Raw genomic sequence first — 20828 nt, forward strand, 5'->3', positions numbered from 1 at the left:
GACGGTTACAGCGTTTTCCTGTACTGAGTTGGAGTAAGACCAAATTGCTGTTTAAAACGGGCAGAAAAGCGCGCTTCTGATTGGTAACCACAGGCCATCGCAACATCCAACTGGTTTGGGGATTGCTGGAGCAATGTCAGGGCATACCCCATCCTCACTTCCGCCAATACTTTTCGAAAACTGGTTCCTTCGGCCGATAGTTTTCGGATCAACGTTGCACGGCTCATGGACAAGTGCTCGGCGACCAACTCAACTTTATGTTCATCTCCAGGGTTTACACTTAGATAACGCGACACCCGCTCCCACAATGTCTGCGGCTCACCAGGAAACAGTAAATGAAGTATACCGGCATGCCTTAGCTCGGCATAAAATGCATATAAGAACTGTCGCTGGGTCTCGAGCGAAAAGTGCTTCTCTTGCATCGCAAACAAAATATCAAAACAATATGCCAGTTGCTCGGTAACGGTTGCCCGAGGTTCTTGGGCCTGCGATGCCGCACCTGCCATACTTTCCCGTACCCATTCTTGAGGTGGCGCCTCAAAAAAAGTCAGGGTTTTAGAGTGAAATGCGGCCTGTTCCGGAACGTTAACGAAAGTAAGGTACTGACAGGCAGGGATCATTAGCCACTCAGCGGAGGTATACTTCAATGCACTCTCGCGCCACCAGAGTTGTTTCATCCCATTCTGAACCCAGATAACGGTTGGCGAATGCATCAGTACATTTCGCAAAGATTGCTTACTGAGCCCCCGAAACTGACCTGACTGTACCAATACTTTCGCCATCGTTATCACTGTTACCTTATTCGTTAACGTAGGTCGCTGTCAGCGTTGCTTTATCCAATGCTTTACTGTTCAGCATAAAACCGACGAGCGCATTTGAAGCCCCTTTAGGCAAATCCAATTTAGCCATAGGCAATGCCCACACCGTAAACTGATAACGGTGCATGCCATCACCCTTCGGTGGGCATACGCCACCAAAACCTTTTACGCCATAGTCATTATGAAGCTCCGTAGCACCGGGAATCTTCGGTGACTCGCCACGCTTTAGGCTCTGCTGCGAAGCAGGAATATCAATCGCCATCCAGTGCCACCAACCGCTTCCTGTAGGCGCATCAGGATCATAGGCCGTAATTGCGAAGCTCTTAGTGCCTTCGGGAGCACCGCTCCAACTCAGTTGTGGCGATAGGTTATCCCCAGAGCAACCAAAACCATTGTACGCATAGGTATCCGCCATGCGGGAACCTTCTTGAATATCTTTACTGGTCAAGGTCATCGCCGAGCTGGTAAATGAAACAACGGCAAGTAGAGGTAACAAATATTTTGCTTTCATCAGGATTCTCCTTAGTTAGTCGAACCAAGTGTAATTTGAAATAACGCCACATTATTACCTCAATAGCTCATATTGACTCAATTTGAACTTAATTTGAGACTTTCTGCAATGCGCATAATAAATGCACTGAATAATGTCACCTAACGCTGACGTATGTAGTGACTCTGTACAATGGCTTCAAGGAAAATATCGCTTCCTGCCAATTTGAAATTCTGTGATTTTGCCAACTCCCCGAACAACGGCGCTCCGCCCCCGAGCAGTACGGGGATCGTAGTCAGGATCATCTCATCTATCAAATCATCGTGGAGAAACTGCTGAATAGTTATCCCGCCATCAATATACAGTTCAGCAAACCCTCTTTGGTTAAGAGTTGTCACAACCTGTTGCAAAGGCCCTCTTACCAACTCAATTTTATCTTCATAACCCGCAGGCACTTGAGTTAAGGTATTACTGAGGACAAAGACAGGCTTGGCATATGGCCACTCACAATCAAAACCCGCAACGGTCTCAAAAGTATTTCGCCCCATAACCAGAGCATCAACCCGCTCCATCAACGGGCCAAACCCCATATCCACGTGTTCAGGGTTCGGTACGGCATGCAACCAGTCCAAACCACCATTCTTATCGGCAATATAACCGTCTAGACTCGTTGCGATAAATACGATATTCGCCATCTTTCTCTCCAATTCGACCAAATGCAGTACCGCTATACTGGCGCCTTGCATCTTGGCGCTTGTTTGTCATAAAATAAATTCTACACTGTAGAATTTATTTAAAGTCTAATGAGAGAGCAGGATGAGTGTCAAGGATAAAAAACGCGGTCGGCCAAGCCGCAAAACATCAACCCTAAGTGAGGCACGAATCATCGATACAGCCAAATCATTGCTATTGGCCGATGGGAAAATACCCAGCATCCGAAAGCTCGCCACAGCCTTGGATGTCGATGCAATGGCGATCTACCACTATTTCAACAGCAAAAATGCCCTACTTGTGGCGATAACCAGTTCATTGGTAGATAGCATTTACCAACCAGGCAGCACCTCCCCAATAACCATTGACAATTGGCAACAGGAGCTACATACCCTCTCTGCCAGCTATCTATCCCTGCTAACCCGCTATCCGGGCTTGCTGCATACTTTCCTTTCTATGGATGCCAGCAGTCCAGCGGCCATCTTTGCCGACAGATATGGGTTAACGATTGCCCCCCTAGCGCTTTCCGCAGAACAAACCAAGTATGGTCTGGACTTGCTGGCCGATTATTTACACGGCTTTGCGTTTGCCATGGAATGCACGGCAACAGTACCCTCAAATTCTTCCACCCCTACCCAATTAATACCGATGCCAGATATGATCACCGGGCCATTACAGCTCTATTGTGCGGGCTTGCTTCATATCGCAGCCGATAACCAGCAGCCATAAAAAAACCGACCTAGATGGTCGGTTTTTCATGGAAATGATGGAGGTCTCAATACTAGACTGGCTCGTATTTATGCTGGCAACAACACCGCAAACGACTCATAGGGCTTCAGTGTTACCTGTGTCGGCAGGTAAGTATGAGCCTCATAGTTATGAATAACAGGCTCAACCTCAACACCGCACAAATGTGCAGGCATATCAATGTCTACAGCCTCGCCACTGAAATTACTCAACACCAGCAGACGTTGGGCATCATCGCAGCGCAGGTAACCAAATACTTTTTCATGCTCTTCAAACACGGGCTGGAAGTCACCGTACACAATCACGGGCATTGATTTGCGCAATGCGATCAGTTTTTGATAATGGTAGAAAACCGAATCCTTATCTTCTAGAGCCTGAGCAACGTTGATCTGCGGGTAATTCGGGTTGGTACTGATCCATGGCTGAACCGCAGAGAACCCGCCGTTATCTGAGCTATCCCACTGCATTGGCGTACGGCCGTTATCACGGCTGTTTTCATGCACTGCTGCCAACATCGCATCAGGAGAAACACCGTTTGCAGTACGTTCTTTGTAGAAGTTCAGCGTTTCAATATCACGGTAATCTTCAATGCTATCAAAGGCCACATTGGTCATCCCAATCTCTTCCCCTTGATAGACGTAAGGCGTACCTTTCATCATATGCAGGGTCGTTGCCAGCATTTTGGCAGACTCAACCCGGTACTGCCCCTCACAACCATACTTAGAGACAATTCGCGGCAAGTCATGGTTATTCCAGAACAGGGAGTTCCAACCTTCATCTGCCAGTTCAACCTGCCACTTGGTCAACACTCGCTTCAGTGCAGGCAAATCAAGCGGAATAGGCGTCCATTTGTCACCATTCTTCCATGTCAGGCTAATGTGCTCAAACTGGAACACCATCGAGAATTCTTCGCGCTCAGGATTACTGTAGAGCTTGGCTATTTCCGGGGTCGCATCCCATGTCTCACCAACCGTCAGTACATCTTTGTCGCCGAACGTCGCCCTGTTCATCTGCTGAATCAGCGGATGCAAGCGCGGTCCGTTCCCCGTAATCTTGTTATCGATCTCCTTACCGATCAAATCAATAACATCCAAACGGAAACCACCTATCCCCTTGTCAATCCACCAGTTCATCATCTTATGAACTTCTTCCTGAACTTTCGGGTTTTCCCAGTTCAAATCTGGCTGACGCTTCGAGAAAATATGGAAGTAGTACTCGCCGGTTTGCTCATCAAACTCCCATGCGCTTCCACCAAATACCGAGCCCATTTCATCGGGCACGCTGCCGTCCGCGTTGGGTTTTCGCCAAATGTAGTAATCACGGTATGGGTTGTCCTTAGATTTGCGGGCTTCTTTGAACCACGGGTGCTCATCAGACGTATGGTTGACAACCAGATCCATAATGATACGGATATCACGCTGCTTAGCCTGTTCCAGCAGTTCGTCCATATCTGCCATTGTGCCGAATTCAGGCGCAATGTCTTGGTAATCAGAAATATCGTAACCGTTATCATCCATCGGCGATTTGTATACAGGTGATAGCCACACAACGTTTACGCCAAGCGTCTTGAGGTAATCAAGTTTGCTAATGATCCCTCGAAGATCACCCATCCCATCATTATTGCTATCGCAAAAACTACGGGGATAAACCTGATATACAACGGCGTCATGCCACCACTTCGGAGCCATCTTCATGCTATTACCTTCGGCATTTGATATTTAGATTACCGATATCTTATTGCGCCAACCTGCCATTTAAAAATACAGAGCCCGTCAACAACCATAGATAAAACCTATATCAAACGAAAATTAGACGATCGAAATCACATCTTTCAACCTATTACTTTTGCTATGATTTTCACAATTTGTGATTCAACGCATATTCCGTGATTACGATGGACAAACACTACCGTCAATTTTTGACCATTGCCGATACCGGCAACATCAGCCTTGCCGCCGAGCAAATGGGGCTCAGCCAGCCGACACTCACCAACAACATGAAAAAACTAGAATCAACACTCGGAGTACCGCTGTTTATTCGCAAATCAAAAGGGGTAACGCTAACCGAATATGGCCTCGTGGTGCAGGAGCAGATGCAGGCCATGATGCGCCGTCATGACACCATGCTAGATACGCTATCTGATCTCAAAGCACGCAAGACCAGAAAAATAAAAATGGGTACCGGTGATGCCTGGTGGGAGATCTTTGTCCGCCACGTTGTGCAGCAGTACAGCTGCGATCATGGTGGAATATCGTTGCAGATTGAATTCGGTAATCACCTGAAATTAATGGATATGCTGCTTCACGGCCATATCGATCTGTTTGTTGGCCATGAAATCGATGGACTATCACGCCGCTGTCAGGTGAGTTTTACTCCCCTGCTTCAGGATGAAGAAGCCCTCTTTGTCCATCGGACTCACCCTTTGCTCCTAAGTACGCAGTCACACCAAGATACATCGCTATACCCTTTGCTGTTGGTTACACCAGATCAAGATACCCACCAACATCTGCTGGAAAACCCCCTGCCCAAACAACAAGAAAAAGAGCGCAAACAGATATCTGAACGGATTGTATTCGAAATTCACTCACTGAGTGCAAGCCTTGATCTTCTAGCAACCAGCAAGGCCATCATGCCGTACAGCAGCACCATGACATCTTACTTCAAACAGTTTGATATTGTACCGCTGCCACTTTCTGCCCCAGCACAAAGAGGTAATGTCGGGATCTATCACTTGACCGACCCACTGCCCGCACACGTACAGGCATTTAAAACACTGATGTCGGAATATATGACGAGTTAATCAACCTTGATCACACCTCGGCGAATTTGATCCAGCTCGATCGACTCAAACAGCGCTTGGAAATTACCTTCCCCAAAACCCTGGTTGCCCTTGCGCTGGATAATCTCGAAAAAAACCGGACCAATCACAGTATCGGTAAATATCTGGAGCAAAATGCCGGACTCATCACCATCGATAAGGATCTTATGACTTTGCATTGAAGCGATATCTTCGTTGTGCTCGGGAATTCTCTGGTTAATCGCTTCATAGTAGGTATCTGGCGTATCCATAAAGGTGACCCCCGACGACTTCAAGGCCGCGACCGTTGCAAAAATATCATCGGTGCTCAAAGCGATATGCTGAATACCCTCACCGTTATATTGCCTGAGAAACTCAGCAATTTGAGACTGATCATCACAAGACTCATTGATCGGAATTCGGATCTTCCCACACGGTGCCGTCATAGCTCGCGAAACTAAACCTGTCGCCTTACCTTTAATGTCGAAATAGCGAATCTCTCGGAAATTGGCAATACGCTCATAAAACCTCGCCCACAAATCCATATTCCCTTGCTTAACATTATGGGTCAGGTGGTCTATCTCTTTCAGACCGGCGTCGGCTTGTGCCAGTTCATTGATAGCATCGGGATAATAATCAAAGTCAACCTCGTAAATATCATGGTTCCCATAGCGATCAACTAGATAAATCAGGGATTCTCCTATCCCGTATATTGCCGGTATATTAAGTTCCATCGGCCCTGCTTGTGGCGCACAGGCTGTCGCCCCCTGCTCTACGGCATACGCCAGAGCTCGGGTAGAATCCTGCACCCGAAAAGCCATCGCATTGACACTGGCACCGTGTATTCCGGCAAATCCTTCGGCTTGCGAGTGTGACTCGCCATTTACAATAAAATTGATATCCCCCTGCCGGTACAACCACACCGCCTTGTGCTTATGCTTGGCTATTTCGGCAAAACCCATCTGTTTGAAGAGCGTTTTCAGCGCATCGAGCCCTTCATTGGTCGGTGCGGTATACTCGACGAACTCGAAACCATCTGTACCTAGTGGATTTCCAACCATACCCATATCCGCCGTTATGTTTGTACCCAAACTATTTTTAGCCTAAGCAGATTCCAGCCAGCTTGAGAAACGGTTCTCAGCAAAAACGACGCGCTAATGTAAAGCATGATCGTAACATCAACTTGCCAGCCATATAAATTCGCGGCTAATCACAGGATATGTCTACGCATTTTCAATGAATTAAGTCTAAACTTTTTAAGGTGCAATTTGGCAAGATTCAGAGCGAGTTCGACACGTTTAATACCGGTTCGCAGGCAAAGGAGTCCTTTGCTCGAACATCAGACTCGGCCCATTCCCGTTATTTATGTCACCAGAGGTACCGAATGTCTGTAACAAAACGCGACCAACTTAAACTGCCCCAACGAAAAAAAACAAAAATCGCATTAACACCGTCTTCCGAAATCTACCTTCCCACCTTTGACTACCTAACAAATGAGTTTCAACATGCCCGCAACCATGAACGAGGCATAATCCGCAACGATGACGACGAATTTATCCATCAATATCGAGTCGCGCTAAGAAAATGCAGAGCATTAATCAGCCTGCTCAAACCACTGCTATTCGAACAGCAACAAGAGATGCTGAAAAATGAACTAAAGACGCTAATGCAATACACCAATACCATCCGGGATCTTGATGTTTTTCTAGCGAAAATGGACGAATACTTTTTTATACTCGACCACCAGCACCACAACGGCCTAACCCGATTTTTCGACCAACTTCAAGTGAAGCGAAATGCCGAGCACAAACAACTTAAAGAGTGGCTAAAGTCAGATAATTACAAGCAACAATGTCAATTGGTAAGCGGCCTACTCAATGAAATGGAGCTCCGTCAAACGGATTCAGGACGACAGCATTCAGAGATCATCGGATACAATACGCTATGGACGCACTACAAACGGCTCGAGCGCCAATGCAATAAAATAAACAACCATGCAGACGATGCGACGCTCCATGAACTGCGCATCCAATGTAAAAAATTTCGCTATCTTCTCGAGTTTTTCAGCCCCATTCTGCCCAATCGAACTAGCAAACACCAAATTGAGCAATTAAAACAACTACAAGATGAACTCGGAAACTTCAATGACAGTGCGGTGCAACTTGCTTTTTTTAAACTGTTTCTCAAACACCATGACTGCAGCCGCCATCAAAAACGGGCTATTGGTGAATTAATAAGGCTTACAGAAATTATCCATTGCAATGCAAAAAAAGCGACCCTGAAGAAACTATTTGATTTTCGACACCCCGACAAACTGGCGTTGTATGGGACACTCAACCAAGATATAAAGTTATCGCCAAGTCAATAACTTGGCGATAGCTGGCTCGTTAGCGTAGCGCTCGAACCACATCGTTTTCCAATGCCTCGGGAGATTTAGTCGGTGCAAACCGTTTAAGAGGCTTACCGTCCCGACCAATCATAAACTTAGTAAAATTCCACTTCACTTTGCTACCCAGCATACCGGGCAACGCCTTTGTCAAATACGCGAAAATAGGGTGACTGTTTGGCCCATTCACATCAATTTTTTCGAACATCGGGAAATCAACCCCATAATTAAGCTGGCAAACCTGCTCAATTTGTTCATTATCCCCGGGCTCCTGCCCACCAAACTGGTTGCAAGGAAAACCAAGTACCACCAAACCTTGATCTTGGTACTTCTCATACAATGCCTGCAACCCTTTATACTGCGGGGTGAACCCACATTCACTGGCTGTATTGACGACCAATACCACCTTTCCTGCGAAGTCTTCCATCGTAATCTCTTCGCCGTTGATTTTCCTTGCACTGAAGTGATAAAAATCTGACATAGCTTTCTCCGTTATTTGCTTTTCATCAGGGATACAGATTCACCATCATCCAGTGTAAAGAATTTTTTTAGAATCAGCTCACCAATTTTCTCGTGCCAGTTATCATTCAATACCCCATAACACTGATATTGACCCTCAAACCACAAAAATTGATCATCTTATAAAAGCTAACCTCTACCGTCTCAAGAACATAACACAGCACTAAAAAAGGCTAAGCATGCCTTGTACACGCTTAGCCCAAACAACTTATCTGTTGTATTACATCAAACAGAAAAATGATTTACTTTGATTCTTTAGAGTAATAAATATCGTACATTAGCTCTTTGTTATCAGGGGTACCTAAAACCATTTCACCAGATGAAATATTGAAAATATATTGTTGCTTTACCTCTGGGACCTCACCAGTCCAATCTGGCCAACTCTCCGGCGAAACATTGAGAGTAAGATGGTAAGCCTCTTTGCCATCTGATGTTTTAACTTTATCTCCGATGGTATAATCACCAAACCATTTATCGCTTTTTTCCAGCGCAACAGTACAAGCCTGATCATCATAGGATGACATAACTTGCGTATATTCACGGCCTGAAAAATCAAAGCTATCTTGTACATAACTGATGAAATTGCCGTTCTCATCAGTTAACGAATGACAATTGCTAACCCATAATCCTTGAAGATCTTTATGAATTACATTGCCACTTCCATTATTACCAGAATCATCGCTATTACATGCAGATAACAACAACACTAAGGCTACACTGCATATTTTCTTCATTTTCATCTTATTCCTTACTACGAAAATAATAACAACTCATATCATTTCAACTCGAATGAAAAAGACATCAATATCTAATTCACCGATACACAAAGCAACCTTGAATTTTAATTCAAGGCAAGTTCTCTCTATTCAAATCAAGATGCAATCTAAATGATTAATGCATTAAAATTCTAAGTTTTACTCCTGTTTGATATCGTTCAAACAGCAAGTGCAATCAAAACTTAAGAAATTAAATGACATTTGAAAGTAATAACATTTCTCAACGACTGGCATTTTGCGAGAAAATAACACGCTGTTTTTTATTTTTCCGTGATAGAGGACATAAAATGTATTTTAATACTCTTCTGTTACCAATTATTTTTACCGTTTGTTGCACTCTGAAAAGCTTCTCCCCCACTTTTTACACAAGCACAACCCCTCCTGATTGTCGGCCTCTGTGCATATTGTTGGGCATAACGTCTTCCATCTTGTCACCTGCACCTTGATATAAAACCAATATATTCTCGCTGAAACAAAATTTTTGAGTTAGCTTGGGTATACTAGCGATTGACAAAAAATCAGAGCCAGAGATGAAAACACTACAGCAGGTACTTGAAGACAGCGGCCTTGCCGAACTGCCATTAACCGAAAAATCCAATGACTACATCGCTCAATTCATTGCGCAGCGAGAAGACTTTTTCCAACGAGTCTGCCGCGAAAAAGCCGATAAATGCCCATATGGACTCAGCCTCGGATTAATGACGCAAATGATACATGCCGCCCTCGAAAACTATCAGGTAACGCACACGAAAACCGCAGAGCTTCGCACTCTCATTACCGATCATGTCGGAGATGTGCATGCTGCAAAATTTACGACGATGAATGATGTAGAGATTCAAACCCTTGCTACAGTATGGCTTATGGTACAAGGGGCCAATGGGATTGACTTTAGCTACGCCAACGAACAGGCTGAGATGCTATGTTCCGTACTGGACAAGCAGTCTCCAACTACCGGAGATAACCCAATACGCAGTCAACTCATGCAAGCATATTATATTGGTGTTGAACATTTACGACCGGAATATCAGCCGACATCATTATTAGCTAGCTTATCTAACAAAGTAAAAGCATTATTCAACACCTGATGCTGCATTCCCAATGCGATCTAAGAGGCAAGACTATACATAATAAAGACAGGTCTCCTCGCGAGTAGTTCAGCATATTCAGAAGCATATACATTGAAATAACGTGGCGATAAGTGCTTACCACCAAACCTATTTCACATTATGACTACATGTTTTACAAAATCGATCATTGATCACATTTTAACCAAGAAGTATGATTCACACACTTCAAATATGTTGTTCCTTATTGATCGATTGCAACGCCTGTCACGGATCTGATAGGCGCTTTTTTTTCCGAACCACACCCACCTACTGCCACTTACCCCGCATCATAATCGCGCCTAACGACGTGAAAAAAATTCCGACAATAGTGATATGCTGGTATTTTTTTTTGAAATCATCAAGATGCTGGTCGACATGGAAATTCGGTAGAACTTCATGCCTCGCGGCATCAAAAAAACCACCCACATCCATGGCTATTTGGCTATGGCCAAACAAGCTTCCTAAAGCCACTGCGCCCACCAGCAGTGAAGCACATCCCAAAATTAAAGTGACAAACCCCCACGTCCTTTTGGCATCCATTGCCCCGCCTCACCCTCAGATTAACAAAACATTATTCACCATAGCCGTGAAACAACATCTGTTTACAAGAGTTGCCTTTACCCGCGACGATGAACTGCCTGAATAATATTTTATAAAATAAGGATTTTCCCAGCGGAAACCATTAATGAGAGAAGTATGAACAAGCGCGGTGAATAGAAACGCTATTCTTGGTAGGCATCTAATTTTTCAGAGTTTTATTGAGGTACGCCTCAAAACTACCGAAACTGCTGGTAGCAGTCCCGGTAGGCCTATTACCGAATTCAGTGGGTAAGCTCTTCATCTACCCAATATTTCGAACCCGATATATTCATATCTAGCAATAACCCTTTTTCGTCCAACTGGTAAATAGCCATTCCACCGTTGTATTTTGCGCTCAATTCAGCACTTTCTGTTCCAGCAACAACCCCTACCTCCGAGGTGGCCTCCCAGCCCTGGGTAACGAAACCATCGAATGCGGCCTTGTCTTCAAACAAAATCACTTGCTGATAAAACTTGCCGCCGAACCCGGCAGCCAATCCAGCGCCGAACATCTTCATATATGTATGCTTGCTTGTCTGGCGATTGACCGCCACACCAGCACCTTGGTTTGTATGAAGCAACAAAGAAAACTTCCGTGAATCAAACACGGCATAACCATAAGCCTGATCGAAAAGTAATTTCGCTGAAGGTTGATCATTAAACAAACGGATCAATGCCGTATCCGCCATTGTATCAAGCGCCATCCTGGCTTCTGCCGGGGTTTCAGGCTCCAGCATTTCATTGAGTTTTTTGTCTGCCACGGCAAGCCACTCTTTTCCTTTCTCGGCAGATTTATCCGTCCATTCTCCGGCTGTATTGAGGGCATCATCGCCCCACTTCGCGACACTCTCCCAAGTTTCCTTTGAAAAATCAGAAACCTGATCCCACACTTCCTTGGAGCTGTCACTCACCGCCTTTCCAAGATCAGACGCACTCTTCTTGATCTCATCCCAACCTGCTTGAGCTGGGGCAACCGCGAGCATAAGCATTACGGCAATGGTTTTCATTTTCACAACACTATCCTCAAGCTATATATCCATGTTTCCTTAGATATTAGGGTATATTCTTCGCTGATCTCAAGATTAAGGGTTCAAGGATCTTTAAGATAACGTGAGAAACCGGCACAAAAAAACCGGTCTTCGACCGGCTTTTAATGTATAACATCATCAAGAATAACGCAGTGACTGCCGCATTACTTCTTAGGGCGGAAAGGCTTAATAACTTCTTCGTTGCATTCCAAGTATGGCCCTTCCATCAGGTCAATACAGTAAGGAATCGCAGGGAATACCGCATCAAGACACTCACGGATCGACTTCGGCTTACCCGGAAGGTTTACAATCAGGCTGTCGCCACGCAAACCTGCTGTTTGGCGAGACAAAATCGCCGTCGGCACAAACTTCAGCGACTCTGCACGCATTAGCTCGCCAAAACCCGGCATCATACGATCACAAACCGCTTCAGTCGCTTCAGGTGTTACATCACGTTTTGCAGGGCCTGTGCCGCCAGTTGTAACAATCAAGCTACAATCTAATTCATCGGCCATCTTGATCAACGTTGCTTCAATTACATCCTGCTCATCAGGGATCACTTCATAAACCGGCTCCCACTCAGAAACAAGGTAATCATTCAGGGTCTCGATAATCGCCTTGCCTGAAATATCTTCGTAAACACCTGCACTGGCGCGGTCGCTTACTGTGACAATACCGATTTTTGCTTTAGTCATTGATGGTTCCTTACTGAGCCATGTTTATTTATCAACGCAAGTTTAAGAAATTATGCTCGTTATTTAAAGTTCTATACCAATAGTTAGCACCGATTCAGAACAGGCCGCCCATCAAGGTATATTTGGTTTCCAGGTAGTCATCCAAGCCCTGTCGAGCCCCTTCCCGACCCAGCCCCGAACTCTTCACACCACCAAATGGCGCAACTTCGGTGGAAATCAGTCCTTCGTTGATACCGACCATACCGTACTCTAGCGATTCGCTAAAGCGAAATGCCCGAGCCAGATCCCGAGTGTAAGCATAAGCCGCCAAGCCTGATTCCGTATGATTGGCACGTCCGATAACATCTTCGTCATCATCAAACCGGAACAAAGCTGCAACGGGACCAAATGTCTCTTCTGTTGCAATCAACATATCGTCATTCGCTTCAAGCAAAACATGCGGCGCAATAAACAGGCTTCCTTCATTCCGAGGCTCACCATGCGCAATGACAGCGCCTTTCGCCACCGCATCATCAACATGATTCTGAACTTTGCTTGCGGCAGCCTCATTGATCAACGGGCCTATCGTCACATCAGGCGCAAACCCATCGCCCACTTTTAGCTGGCTTACCCGCTCTACCAATAACTGGCTGAACGCGTCATAGACACTGTTTTGTACATAGATTCTGTTTGCACAAACGCAGGTCTGGCCGGCATTACGGAACTTGGCAATCATCACGCCGTTAACAGCGGCTTCCAAGTCAGCATCGTCACACACGATAAATGGCGCGTTACCGCCAAGCTCCAGTGCAAGTTTCTTAACGGTATCGGCCGATTGCGCCATCAACAATTTGCCGACGGCCGTTGAACCGGTGAAGGATATTTTACGCACCACCGCACTTTCTGTAAGGGCAGAGCCAATAGCAGCAGCATCGCCCGTCAGAACACTGAACAGCCCTTGGGGAATACCGGCTCTCTCAGCCAATTCGGCTAACGCCAATGCCGTCAGCGGTGTTTCAGGCGCGGGTTTGAGGACAACTGCGCACCCAGCAGCGAAGGCCGGGCCGCATTTGCGGGTGATCATAGCCGCCGGAAAATTCCATGGAGTAATCGCCCCCACAACACCAACTGGCACTTTTGATACCAAGATCCGCGCATCCTCCTTATGACTCGGGATCATCTCGCCGTATGCACGTTTGGCCTCTTCGGCAAACCATTCGATAAAGCTAGCCGCATAAGCAATCTCGCCTTTGGCTTCGGCAAATGGCTTACCCTGCTCGCTGGTCAATAGTGCTGCCAGATCATCACTATGCTCGGTAACCAACTCAAACCAGCGCCGTAAGACCTGCGAACGGTGTTTGGCCGTTTTCTTTTGCCATTGCTTTTGTACCAATTCCGCCGTATGAATAGCAGAGAGCGCCTCATCCCGGCCGAGTACAGGCACACTGGCAATCACTTTACCCGTAGACGGGTTAACCACCGGACTAGTCTGCCCATTCAGGGCCTCGCTCCACTTACCACCAACGTAGCATGCCTGTTTCAATAATTTCGGATCTTTTAATTTCATGATGACACTACTCCTAACCACTCTGACAGGACATACCCTCGAGGCATGCAAAATGAATCAGATCAGAGGATATACGCTCAACTTGATGAATAACAGGTATTGATAAACAAGTGCCTATCTCATAACCAACCTCTTCATCCTGAACGTATTTGTGAGAGTGAATACTTATGGTTATTTCACACTGGCACGGAACGGCAATGCGCTGAGAACACCCTGCATCATAAGGCAACTTGGGTATATAATGCTGCAATCTCAAGCTACCTCAGCTTGACAGTACACAGAGAAGGAATCCCATGAAGAGCTCACACCACTACTCTATCGGCACACCGGGCCAACCTTGGGGGGACGAAGAACGTGCCCAATGGCTAGCACAAACTACCATCAAACGCTCTTACCGTGATGATGTGATCAGCAAGATTGAAAAACTGGCTGCACGCTTCGACGTCAGCCAATATGGCCAGCTCAGCTACGATGAGAAGCGCTATCCGCTATTTGTCATCAAATCTCGCCAATGGGATGCCAGCAAGCCCACGGTACTGATCACCGGTGGCGTACATGGTTATGAAACCAGCGGTGTGCACGGCGCTCTCCAATTTATGGACACCGAAGCAGAAAACTACCAGACGCATTTCAATATTGTCACTGCGCCGTGTGTGAGTCCTTGGGGTTATGAAACTATCAATCGCTGGAATCCCAATGCCATTGATCCTAACCGCTCATTCTACGAAGACAGCCCAAGTGAAGAAGCCGCCCAAGTGATGGCTATGGTGGCTGGGCTAAGCACTGACATTCTTGTTCATATCGACCTGCACGAAACAACAGATACCGATGAAGAGGAGTTCCGCCCAGCTCTTGCAGCACGAGACGGCGAACCATACATTGAGGACAGCGTACCAGATGGTTTCTACACTGTCGGGGACACGGAAAACCCTCAGCCAGCATTCCAAAAGGCAATCATCGATTCGGTACGCCGCGTAACTCATATTGCCCCACCGGATCAGGATGGCAATATCATTGGTAGCCCTGTCACCCAAGAAGGGGTCATCAACTACCCACTGGTAGAGCTGAGTCTGTGCAACGGCCTATCTGCTTGCGTATACGGGACAACCACAGAAGTCTACCCAGACAGTGAGCGAGTCACGCCGCAAGAATGCAATGATGCCCAAGTTGCTGCTATTACCGGTGCATTGAACTATGTGATCGCACAGCGCTGATCGTTGCCTTCCCTCAAAACCGCATGGTGACTCCGTGCGGTTTATTTTCCTCCTCTCACAACCGCTCTACACGCCGCCCTTGCCACAACCTCATTACAAACCCACAAAAAGACTCACAATGAAACAACAAGTTGGTTATAGTGTGGCTATCAAATTCGTATTTCGTTCAGGATAGTTTCCGCTCACAGATAGGATATCTCTATGGCATGGGCTATTTCGCCTACGACTCTCCGCTTAATGATCTGCTTAGCTACCCGCTCAGCCTTCATTTTCGCTTTGTCCCTGCTAATAACAGCATGTGCTTCCCATCCCCCAGTGGTTCTTCATGGCAATACGGTATTAGAACAATGCCACCAGCAGCTATCCCGTTTTAAACAGGAGGTAAAGCGCCAAGGCGTTAACGATGTTCAATATACCGAACACCCCCATTTTCCCTACTTGTCGTTCGACCGGTTTAGCCAATCGATTCTCAATCATGTAAGCACGACGCGTGACCGCCACCAGTGGCTGGCATATACATCCCGCCTTGCCGCACTCCAACGAAAAAGCGAATTTCAAAACCTGAAGGTCAATCCTGGCTTTCAACTTGCAAAGTTAGATAAGTGCGCCGCAAAACTCACTCAGGAAACAAGCGACAACCCACAGTTATGGCTCGAACTCACCGCGCATGCCCCACACATTGCATCCAATTACCAACCATGGATGAAAGCCTTCGGCTTCTACCCTGTAGCAAGCCACTTGGCACTGCCAGCAATAAACCAAGAGCGATACCGAATTCTAGGCCATTTCGACCAGCCACCCGCATTCCCCACCACGCACTATCTGCTCGGCGACAACATGCAACCGCAGTTGCCACAACAAACTATACGCCGCTGGTTTGAAAACGCACGCCATGAAAGCAGCCTATTCTGGCCGCAACTCTCTGCGGATCAGATACGCAGTCTTCATGCCCATTACGCCCCTTTGGTAAGCATCGCCACCCAGTCCCGCGATGACCGCCCCGGCCGAGTCACAATGGATGTTCACTCAACACCAACCGTTGATACCGCCAAACCCTCCGTCTATTGGGATCACAGCTACACCGAATTTTACGGACAAACCTATCTCCAGCTACATTACAGCCTTTGGTTTCCTCGCCGAACACCTACCCGCCCACTTGATCCTTACGCGGGCCCATTCGATGCTCTGCTGCTTCGGCTGACCCTTGATCATCAAGGTAACCCCATGATCTTCGATAGCATCCACCACTGTGGCTGCTACCACATGGTGTTTGCCCTCAACAACACTCTTTCCCCCAAGCCACCCTTGAAAAACATCGAACCGCCTATCCAAAAAATACGTGTCAGGCCCGATAACAAGAAGAGGCTCCATATCAATCTCACCGAAGGGGAGCACATGATAGCTGGCGTCGAGTGGGGCAACACCGAATTGCAACAGGCTCGTCCCCTTTCGCCGCTGTCATACCATGAATTAAGAAGTATACCAACCACCGACAACCAGCATCACAGCCTATTCAATTCTCAAGGTTTGGTTGGCAATAGCGAACGGTTGGAACGACTCTACCTCTGGCCGTTTGGCGTTCTCTCTGCAGGTGCTATGCGTCAGAAGGGACACCATGCCATCACATTTATCGGCGAGCGGCACTTTGATGAACCCAATATGTTCGAGTCCTTTTTCCTGCCTCCGCAGACAGGAAAACCGTGACGTAAAACCTAAAATTTCAACATGCTAAAAACAGGCCAGCAATATAATATGCATGTTTTGCCAAAATGGAGACACACTATGGATGCCCGCTTTACTGATGGGAATACGGTGTATTGCCAGCACCGCTTCGAACTTCCTCTCGATCACAACCACCCTGACAGTGGCAGCATCACCCTGTTTGCCCGGGAAGTTGTGGATATCAAACGCCAAGACGAAGACCTGCCTTGGTTGGTTTACCTTCAGGGCGGCCCGGGCTTCCCCTCGCCACGACCAGAAGGTCAAAGCGGATGGCTAAAACGCGCACTACAACAATACCGAGTGCTGTTACTCGACCAACGCGGTACCGGAAACAGCTCCCCAGTCACCCACCAGACCCTTGCCCATATGGACGGGAAACTACAGGCTGACTACCTGAAGCACTTCCGTGCCGACAATATCGTGCGCGATGCAGAAGCCATACGCCAACAACTCGGAGTGACGTCATGGGCATTGTTGGGCCAAAGCTTCGGGGGATTCTGTGCCCTGACATACTTGTCTTTCTACCCTCAGAGCCTGAGCCGGGTTTACATGACCGGTGGCGTACCACCTATTCACGGCCACCCCGATAAGGTTTACCAAGCAACTTACCAACGAGTCTGGGACAAAAACCAAGCCTTCTTTGCACATTTCCCGCAAGCACAGATGCACTGCCGAAAAATCGCCGACTATCTGATCGATAATGACGTAAGACTCCCTAACGGCCAGCGCTTTACCGTAGAACAATTCCAACTTATCGGCATCAACCTGGGCCGCAGCCACGCCCATTTACCGATGTACTATTTGCTTGAAAGTGCCTTTGTCACCTGCAACGGCAAAGAGACTCTCAGCTACGGCTTTCTCAACGCCATGCTGGCAGAACAGGCGTATCAAACTAATCCTATCTATGCCATCTTGCACGAATCGATCTACTGCCAGCAGGAAGCATCCCTATGGTCAGCCCAACGGGTACGAGAACAATACCCTGTGTTCAACTACCAAAAAGGAGCACCATTCTACTTCACCGGGGAAATGGTCTACCCGTGGATGTTTGAGCAACTTGATTGCCTAAAACCGCTCAAACACGCCGCCGAACAACTTGCCGAAGAAACAGACTGGCCGGCCCTGTACGATGCAGATACCCTGTCACGCAATCAGGTACCCGTTAGCTGTGCCGTCTATGCCGAAGACATGTATGTAGAAATGAACTACTCATTAGAAACATTGCAAGGGATCCCGAACAGCAAAGCCTGGCTCACCAACGAATATGAGCACAACGGCCTGCGCGAAGACGGCGAGCGGATCCTCGACAAACTCATTGCCCAAGCAGACTATATTGCCAATACCACACGATAGCACTCTATAACATCACGATAAAACGCCGTCAGTTGTACGTCGCCAGTTAATCATATCGCTGGCGACCATTCTGGCGACCATTCCTCCTACAGCGTTATCTCATTTTCAAGCAAACCGCACACATTGCCGCTGCGAGACGGTCTCTGTTGCAATAATTAACTTAATCACTACTAAATAGTGAACAACTAACCCACCACGCGATACATCAAGCGAGTACACTTGAATAACAGCAAAACACTTAGGATGGTTGGCTATCATTATGTCTTCACGTTTATTTTTCGCCGCCTTGCTGGCCCTTATCAGCACATCACTTCCGGTTCATGCCGCCAATGCACAGTTCGAACAAGTCTTTGCCAGTCGTCAAACCGTTGAGAAAAAGATCGTTCTAGGCCGAATCGAGTTCGTTACCCTACCCGGAATCACTGAACTTAGCGGCATCGCATTACCCGCTAAAATTGATACAGGGGCAGATTCCACCTCTATTCACGCCACGAATATTAAAATCACGGCAACAGATCCTGAATTCGATGGTTTATCTGGCGAGGCATTACTGAATGCCATTGCTAGCCACTATGATGCCCTCAACACTACCGCTCTTCGAGATCGTGACGACAAAACCAATATTATGGTGACTTTTGATCTGACCAATCCCATTGACGGAGACACAATCACGCTGACCAAACCACTGTTTCGCCTGGCGATGATAAAAAGCCGTGGGGATGGCCACCTTGCCCGCCCCGTAATCAAACTCAAGTTGGATATTGCCGGCACCACTGTCGACACCGAGGTCAACTTGGCCAACCGCAGCCGCTTTTCCTATCCCATCTTGGTAGGAAAAACCTTTCTAAAGCAAACCGCTTGGGTGGATGCCGGATTTAACTATCTTCAGGCGCAGCACAATGCCAAACTGATCGGCAGCAAAGAGCAAGCGAAAATCAACGATATCCCTGTCAATGTCAGCATCTCGTTCAAAAATCGCTACAGCATCCTTCATGCTAAAAAGGTTAAAATCGATAAGCACAAGCAGACGGTGACCTTTCAACTGACTGGTCGCAATAAACAGTCCCAATCATTAACCTTGCCTATAGACAGGATGCTAACATTCAAAGACGGCCAGCGACCGCTTGTATATGTTCCCGTAACAATGGACAACCACACTTATCCTATTCAGGCTTACCTACGCGATCGAAGCAAATACAGCAGCCAGCTAAGACTGGGGACAGAAGCTCTCAGCCAACACTTCATGGTCCATTTAGGCAAGCAAAATCTCTCCGAGAAACCTTTAGAACTAGCTATTTCAGCAGCCAAGGAAAAATCGACCTTACAGATCAGTGCTCAAGAAAACCTAACTATAGATGGTAGTCAGTATCAAGCCATCCCCTCTACGACTATCAAGACACCGCTATTGAATGTTAACCGCATCGACGAGAAGCGTAATGAATTCGGTGAACAGGTCAGCTACCGAACTACAGATATTCACGGTCGGGTAAAGAACATAGAAAAACCCCTAAAGCACAAGCTACGTATTGGTAAAGAGATCCGTCCAGTCGTCGGTGCTGAAATAAAGCTGCCAGATAATCTGCTTCTGAAAGATATCGCCTTGTCAGCGGAACACGAGCACACGGGCTATAGTGAATTTGAAATTAGTCCCGAATTGATCCCGGGAAAAATTATTATCAACACCCGCACAACATACCTGCTCGAAAAAACAAAGCCGGTCAAAGCAGGTTACATTGAGCAAGTGAAACTAGCAGGAATGAGCTTCCCAGCCAAATTGGATACCGGGGCCGATATCAGCTCCATTCATGCCACCGACATCAAACCTTTCGATAAAGATGGTGAAAAATGGGTGACATTTACCTACCGAAATACCCAAGGTGACACGCACACGTTCACGAAAAAGGTGCTCAAGGAAATGCGGATCAAGGCGCGAGAAGGTGAAGCCTCAAAAGTAAGGTTAGTCGTGCCGTTAACCGTGCAGCTCGGCAAACTAAAGTACGAGGTGGCCGTCAACCTACGGGATCGCAGCCGTTTCAAATACAGTATGATTCTGGGACAGAACTTCCTCCAACACAACATCATCGTCAGCAGCGACAAACAATACATCCTCACCCAGTCAGGCCGTTAATGCTCTCCTAGGAAAGAGGGGCGATTACTCTCCTCTTTCCCCTCGAATCGCTTAATTTCATGCTCGGATAGCTTATTTAGCGATCCAAACGATCAACAACCAAAGATCAAGGAATAACCTCGCAGCATCCTTTCCAGATCAAACTTTTGATGATTAAACCAACACCCTCGCAACATTTGGCTAGGCTTAAAGTGAAGATCAGTAGATAGACCG

At 46.9% G+C, this 20828-nt stretch carries 19 protein-coding genes; 8 read left to right on the forward strand and 11 right to left on the reverse strand.

The window, feature by feature from the left end; translation table 11 throughout:
* Nucleotides 1-5: 5 nt before the first annotated feature.
* The 3 genes from ACSF8X_RS20420 to ACSF8X_RS20430 all read right to left on the reverse strand — a co-directional run bounded on the left by ACSF8X_RS20420 (nucleotide 6) and on the right by ACSF8X_RS20430 (nucleotide 2003).
* Entirely contained in the window at nucleotides 6-782 is a 777-nt protein-coding gene (locus tag ACSF8X_RS20420) for a helix-turn-helix transcriptional regulator (protein WP_500851264.1), read from the reverse strand.
* Nucleotides 783-798: 16 nt separating this feature from the next.
* Nucleotides 799-1329 (reverse strand): YbhB/YbcL family Raf kinase inhibitor-like protein, encoded by a 531-nt coding sequence (locus ACSF8X_RS20425; RefSeq protein WP_500851265.1) that lies wholly within the window; start codon nucleotides 1327-1329, stop codon nucleotides 799-801.
* Nucleotides 1330-1469: 140 nt separating this feature from the next.
* The gene (locus tag ACSF8X_RS20430; protein WP_500851266.1) at nucleotides 1470-2003 is read right to left on the reverse strand and encodes a dihydrofolate reductase family protein; all 534 of its coding nucleotides are present in this window, start codon (nucleotides 2001-2003) and stop codon (nucleotides 1470-1472) included.
* Between the two features lie 121 nt (nucleotides 2004-2124).
* Between ACSF8X_RS20430 and ACSF8X_RS20435 the strand changes: the two genes are divergently transcribed.
* Nucleotides 2125-2748, forward strand: coding sequence for a TetR/AcrR family transcriptional regulator (locus ACSF8X_RS20435; protein ID WP_500851267.1), 624 nt, complete (start codon nucleotides 2125-2127; stop codon nucleotides 2746-2748).
* 68 nt (nucleotides 2749-2816) lie between these two features.
* Here the strand turns inward: ACSF8X_RS20435 and ACSF8X_RS20440 are convergent, their stop codons facing one another.
* Complete coding sequence (locus ACSF8X_RS20440) at nucleotides 2817-4454, reverse strand: glycoside hydrolase family 13 protein (protein WP_500852134.1); 1638 nt, start codon at nucleotides 4452-4454, stop codon at nucleotides 2817-2819.
* A 206-nt stretch (nucleotides 4455-4660) separates the two neighbouring features.
* Here ACSF8X_RS20440 and ACSF8X_RS20445 point away from each other — a divergent pair, with 206 nt between their 5' ends.
* Entirely contained in the window at nucleotides 4661-5566 is a 906-nt protein-coding gene (locus ACSF8X_RS20445) for a LysR family transcriptional regulator (protein WP_500851268.1), read from the forward strand.
* On the opposite strand, the gene hppD is transcribed toward ACSF8X_RS20445, so the two are convergent.
* Nucleotides 5563-6630, reverse strand: coding sequence for a 4-hydroxyphenylpyruvate dioxygenase (hppD, locus tag ACSF8X_RS20450; protein WP_500852135.1), 1068 nt, complete (start codon nucleotides 6628-6630; stop codon nucleotides 5563-5565). The two genes, ACSF8X_RS20445 and hppD, sit on opposite strands and share 4 nt — an antisense overlap.
* A gap of 317 nt (nucleotides 6631-6947) precedes the next feature.
* On the opposite strand from hppD, the gene ACSF8X_RS20455 reads away from it, so the two are divergent.
* Entirely contained in the window at nucleotides 6948-7931 is a 984-nt protein-coding gene (locus ACSF8X_RS20455; protein ID WP_047878237.1) for a CHAD domain-containing protein, read from the forward strand.
* Nucleotides 7932-7950: 19 nt separating this feature from the next.
* Here ACSF8X_RS20455 and ACSF8X_RS20460 read toward each other — a convergent pair whose 3' ends face one another.
* Both ACSF8X_RS20460 and ACSF8X_RS20465 read right to left on the reverse strand, forming a co-directional pair.
* Nucleotides 7951-8430: a glutathione peroxidase gene (locus ACSF8X_RS20460; RefSeq protein WP_500851269.1), complete on the reverse strand. Its 480-nt coding sequence runs from the start codon at nucleotides 8428-8430 to the stop codon at nucleotides 7951-7953.
* Between the two features lie 280 nt (nucleotides 8431-8710).
* On the reverse strand, nucleotides 8711-9208 hold the full coding sequence (locus tag ACSF8X_RS20465) for a hypothetical protein (protein ID WP_500851270.1): 498 nt from the start codon (nucleotides 9206-9208) through the stop codon (nucleotides 8711-8713).
* A 566-nt stretch (nucleotides 9209-9774) separates the two neighbouring features.
* Between ACSF8X_RS20465 and ACSF8X_RS20470 the strand changes: the two genes are divergently transcribed.
* Nucleotides 9775-10329: a hypothetical protein gene (locus tag ACSF8X_RS20470; protein ID WP_500851271.1), complete on the forward strand. Its 555-nt coding sequence runs from the start codon at nucleotides 9775-9777 to the stop codon at nucleotides 10327-10329.
* 288 nt (nucleotides 10330-10617) lie between these two features.
* Here ACSF8X_RS20470 and ACSF8X_RS20475 read toward each other — a convergent pair whose 3' ends face one another.
* The 4 genes from ACSF8X_RS20475 to ACSF8X_RS20490 form a co-directional block, all read right to left on the reverse strand.
* Nucleotides 10618-10890: a hypothetical protein gene (locus ACSF8X_RS20475; RefSeq protein WP_500851272.1), complete on the reverse strand. Its 273-nt coding sequence runs from the start codon at nucleotides 10888-10890 to the stop codon at nucleotides 10618-10620.
* 281 nt (nucleotides 10891-11171) lie between these two features.
* On the reverse strand, nucleotides 11172-11936 hold the full coding sequence (gene befA / locus ACSF8X_RS20480; protein ID WP_047878242.1) for a beta cell expansion factor BefA: 765 nt from the start codon (nucleotides 11934-11936) through the stop codon (nucleotides 11172-11174).
* 185 nt (nucleotides 11937-12121) lie between these two features.
* Complete coding sequence (mog, locus tag ACSF8X_RS20485) at nucleotides 12122-12652, reverse strand: molybdopterin adenylyltransferase (RefSeq protein ID WP_047878243.1); 531 nt, start codon at nucleotides 12650-12652, stop codon at nucleotides 12122-12124.
* Nucleotides 12653-12746: 94 nt separating this feature from the next.
* Nucleotides 12747-14198, reverse strand: coding sequence for an NAD-dependent succinate-semialdehyde dehydrogenase (locus ACSF8X_RS20490; protein ID WP_500851273.1), 1452 nt, complete (start codon nucleotides 14196-14198; stop codon nucleotides 12747-12749).
* A gap of 293 nt (nucleotides 14199-14491) precedes the next feature.
* Here ACSF8X_RS20490 and ACSF8X_RS20495 point away from each other — a divergent pair, with 293 nt between their 5' ends.
* The 4 genes from ACSF8X_RS20495 (at nucleotide 14492) to ACSF8X_RS20510 (ending at nucleotide 20615) form a co-directional block, all read left to right on the forward strand.
* Nucleotides 14492-15412: a M14 family metallopeptidase gene (locus ACSF8X_RS20495; protein WP_500851274.1), complete on the forward strand. Its 921-nt coding sequence runs from the start codon at nucleotides 14492-14494 to the stop codon at nucleotides 15410-15412.
* 201 nt (nucleotides 15413-15613) lie between these two features.
* Entirely contained in the window at nucleotides 15614-17116 is a 1503-nt protein-coding gene (locus ACSF8X_RS20500) for a hypothetical protein (RefSeq protein WP_500851275.1), read from the forward strand.
* 78 nt (nucleotides 17117-17194) lie between these two features.
* A complete protein-coding gene (locus tag ACSF8X_RS20505) occupies nucleotides 17195-18487 on the forward strand; it encodes an alpha/beta fold hydrolase (protein WP_500851276.1) in 1293 nt (430 codons plus the stop codon).
* Nucleotides 18488-18746: 259 nt separating this feature from the next.
* Complete coding sequence (locus tag ACSF8X_RS20510; RefSeq protein WP_500851277.1) at nucleotides 18747-20615, forward strand: ATP-dependent zinc protease family protein; 1869 nt, start codon at nucleotides 18747-18749, stop codon at nucleotides 20613-20615.
* Nucleotides 20616-20828 lie beyond the last annotated feature (213 nt).

It is taken from the genome of Photobacterium panuliri (assembly GCF_059920555.1).

Coding starts and splice junctions, on each gene's coding strand:
- ACSF8X_RS20420 (WP_500851264.1), bottom strand. CDS start 782: ATGGCGAAAGTATTGGTACAGTCAGGTCAGTTTCGGGGGCTCAGTAAG.
- ACSF8X_RS20425 (WP_500851265.1), bottom strand. CDS start 1,329: ATGAAAGCAAAATATTTGTTACCTCTACTTGCCGTTGTTTCATTTACC.
- ACSF8X_RS20430 (WP_500851266.1), bottom strand. CDS start 2,003: ATGGCGAATATCGTATTTATCGCAACGAGTCTAGACGGTTATATTGCC.
- ACSF8X_RS20435 (WP_500851267.1), top strand. CDS start 2,125: ATGAGTGTCAAGGATAAAAAACGCGGTCGGCCAAGCCGCAAAACATCA.
- ACSF8X_RS20440 (WP_500852134.1), bottom strand. CDS start 4,454: ATGGCTCCGAAGTGGTGGCATGACGCCGTTGTATATCAGGTTTATCCC.
- ACSF8X_RS20445 (WP_500851268.1), top strand. CDS start 4,661: ATGGACAAACACTACCGTCAATTTTTGACCATTGCCGATACCGGCAAC.
- hppD (WP_500852135.1), bottom strand. CDS start 6,630: ATGGGTATGGTTGGAAATCCACTAGGTACAGATGGTTTCGAGTTCGTC.
- ACSF8X_RS20455 (WP_047878237.1), top strand. CDS start 6,948: ATGTCTGTAACAAAACGCGACCAACTTAAACTGCCCCAACGAAAAAAA.
- ACSF8X_RS20460 (WP_500851269.1), bottom strand. CDS start 8,430: ATGTCAGATTTTTATCACTTCAGTGCAAGGAAAATCAACGGCGAAGAG.
- ACSF8X_RS20465 (WP_500851270.1), bottom strand. CDS start 9,208: ATGAAAATGAAGAAAATATGCAGTGTAGCCTTAGTGTTGTTGTTATCT.
- ACSF8X_RS20470 (WP_500851271.1), top strand. CDS start 9,775: ATGAAAACACTACAGCAGGTACTTGAAGACAGCGGCCTTGCCGAACTG.
- ACSF8X_RS20475 (WP_500851272.1), bottom strand. CDS start 10,890: ATGGATGCCAAAAGGACGTGGGGGTTTGTCACTTTAATTTTGGGATGT.
- befA (WP_047878242.1), bottom strand. CDS start 11,936: ATGAAAACCATTGCCGTAATGCTTATGCTCGCGGTTGCCCCAGCTCAA.
- mog (WP_047878243.1), bottom strand. CDS start 12,652: ATGACTAAAGCAAAAATCGGTATTGTCACAGTAAGCGACCGCGCCAGT.
- ACSF8X_RS20490 (WP_500851273.1), bottom strand. CDS start 14,198: ATGAAATTAAAAGATCCGAAATTATTGAAACAGGCATGCTACGTTGGT.
- ACSF8X_RS20495 (WP_500851274.1), top strand. CDS start 14,492: ATGAAGAGCTCACACCACTACTCTATCGGCACACCGGGCCAACCTTGG.
- ACSF8X_RS20500 (WP_500851275.1), top strand. CDS start 15,614: ATGGCATGGGCTATTTCGCCTACGACTCTCCGCTTAATGATCTGCTTA.
- ACSF8X_RS20505 (WP_500851276.1), top strand. CDS start 17,195: ATGGATGCCCGCTTTACTGATGGGAATACGGTGTATTGCCAGCACCGC.
- ACSF8X_RS20510 (WP_500851277.1), top strand. CDS start 18,747: ATGTCTTCACGTTTATTTTTCGCCGCCTTGCTGGCCCTTATCAGCACA.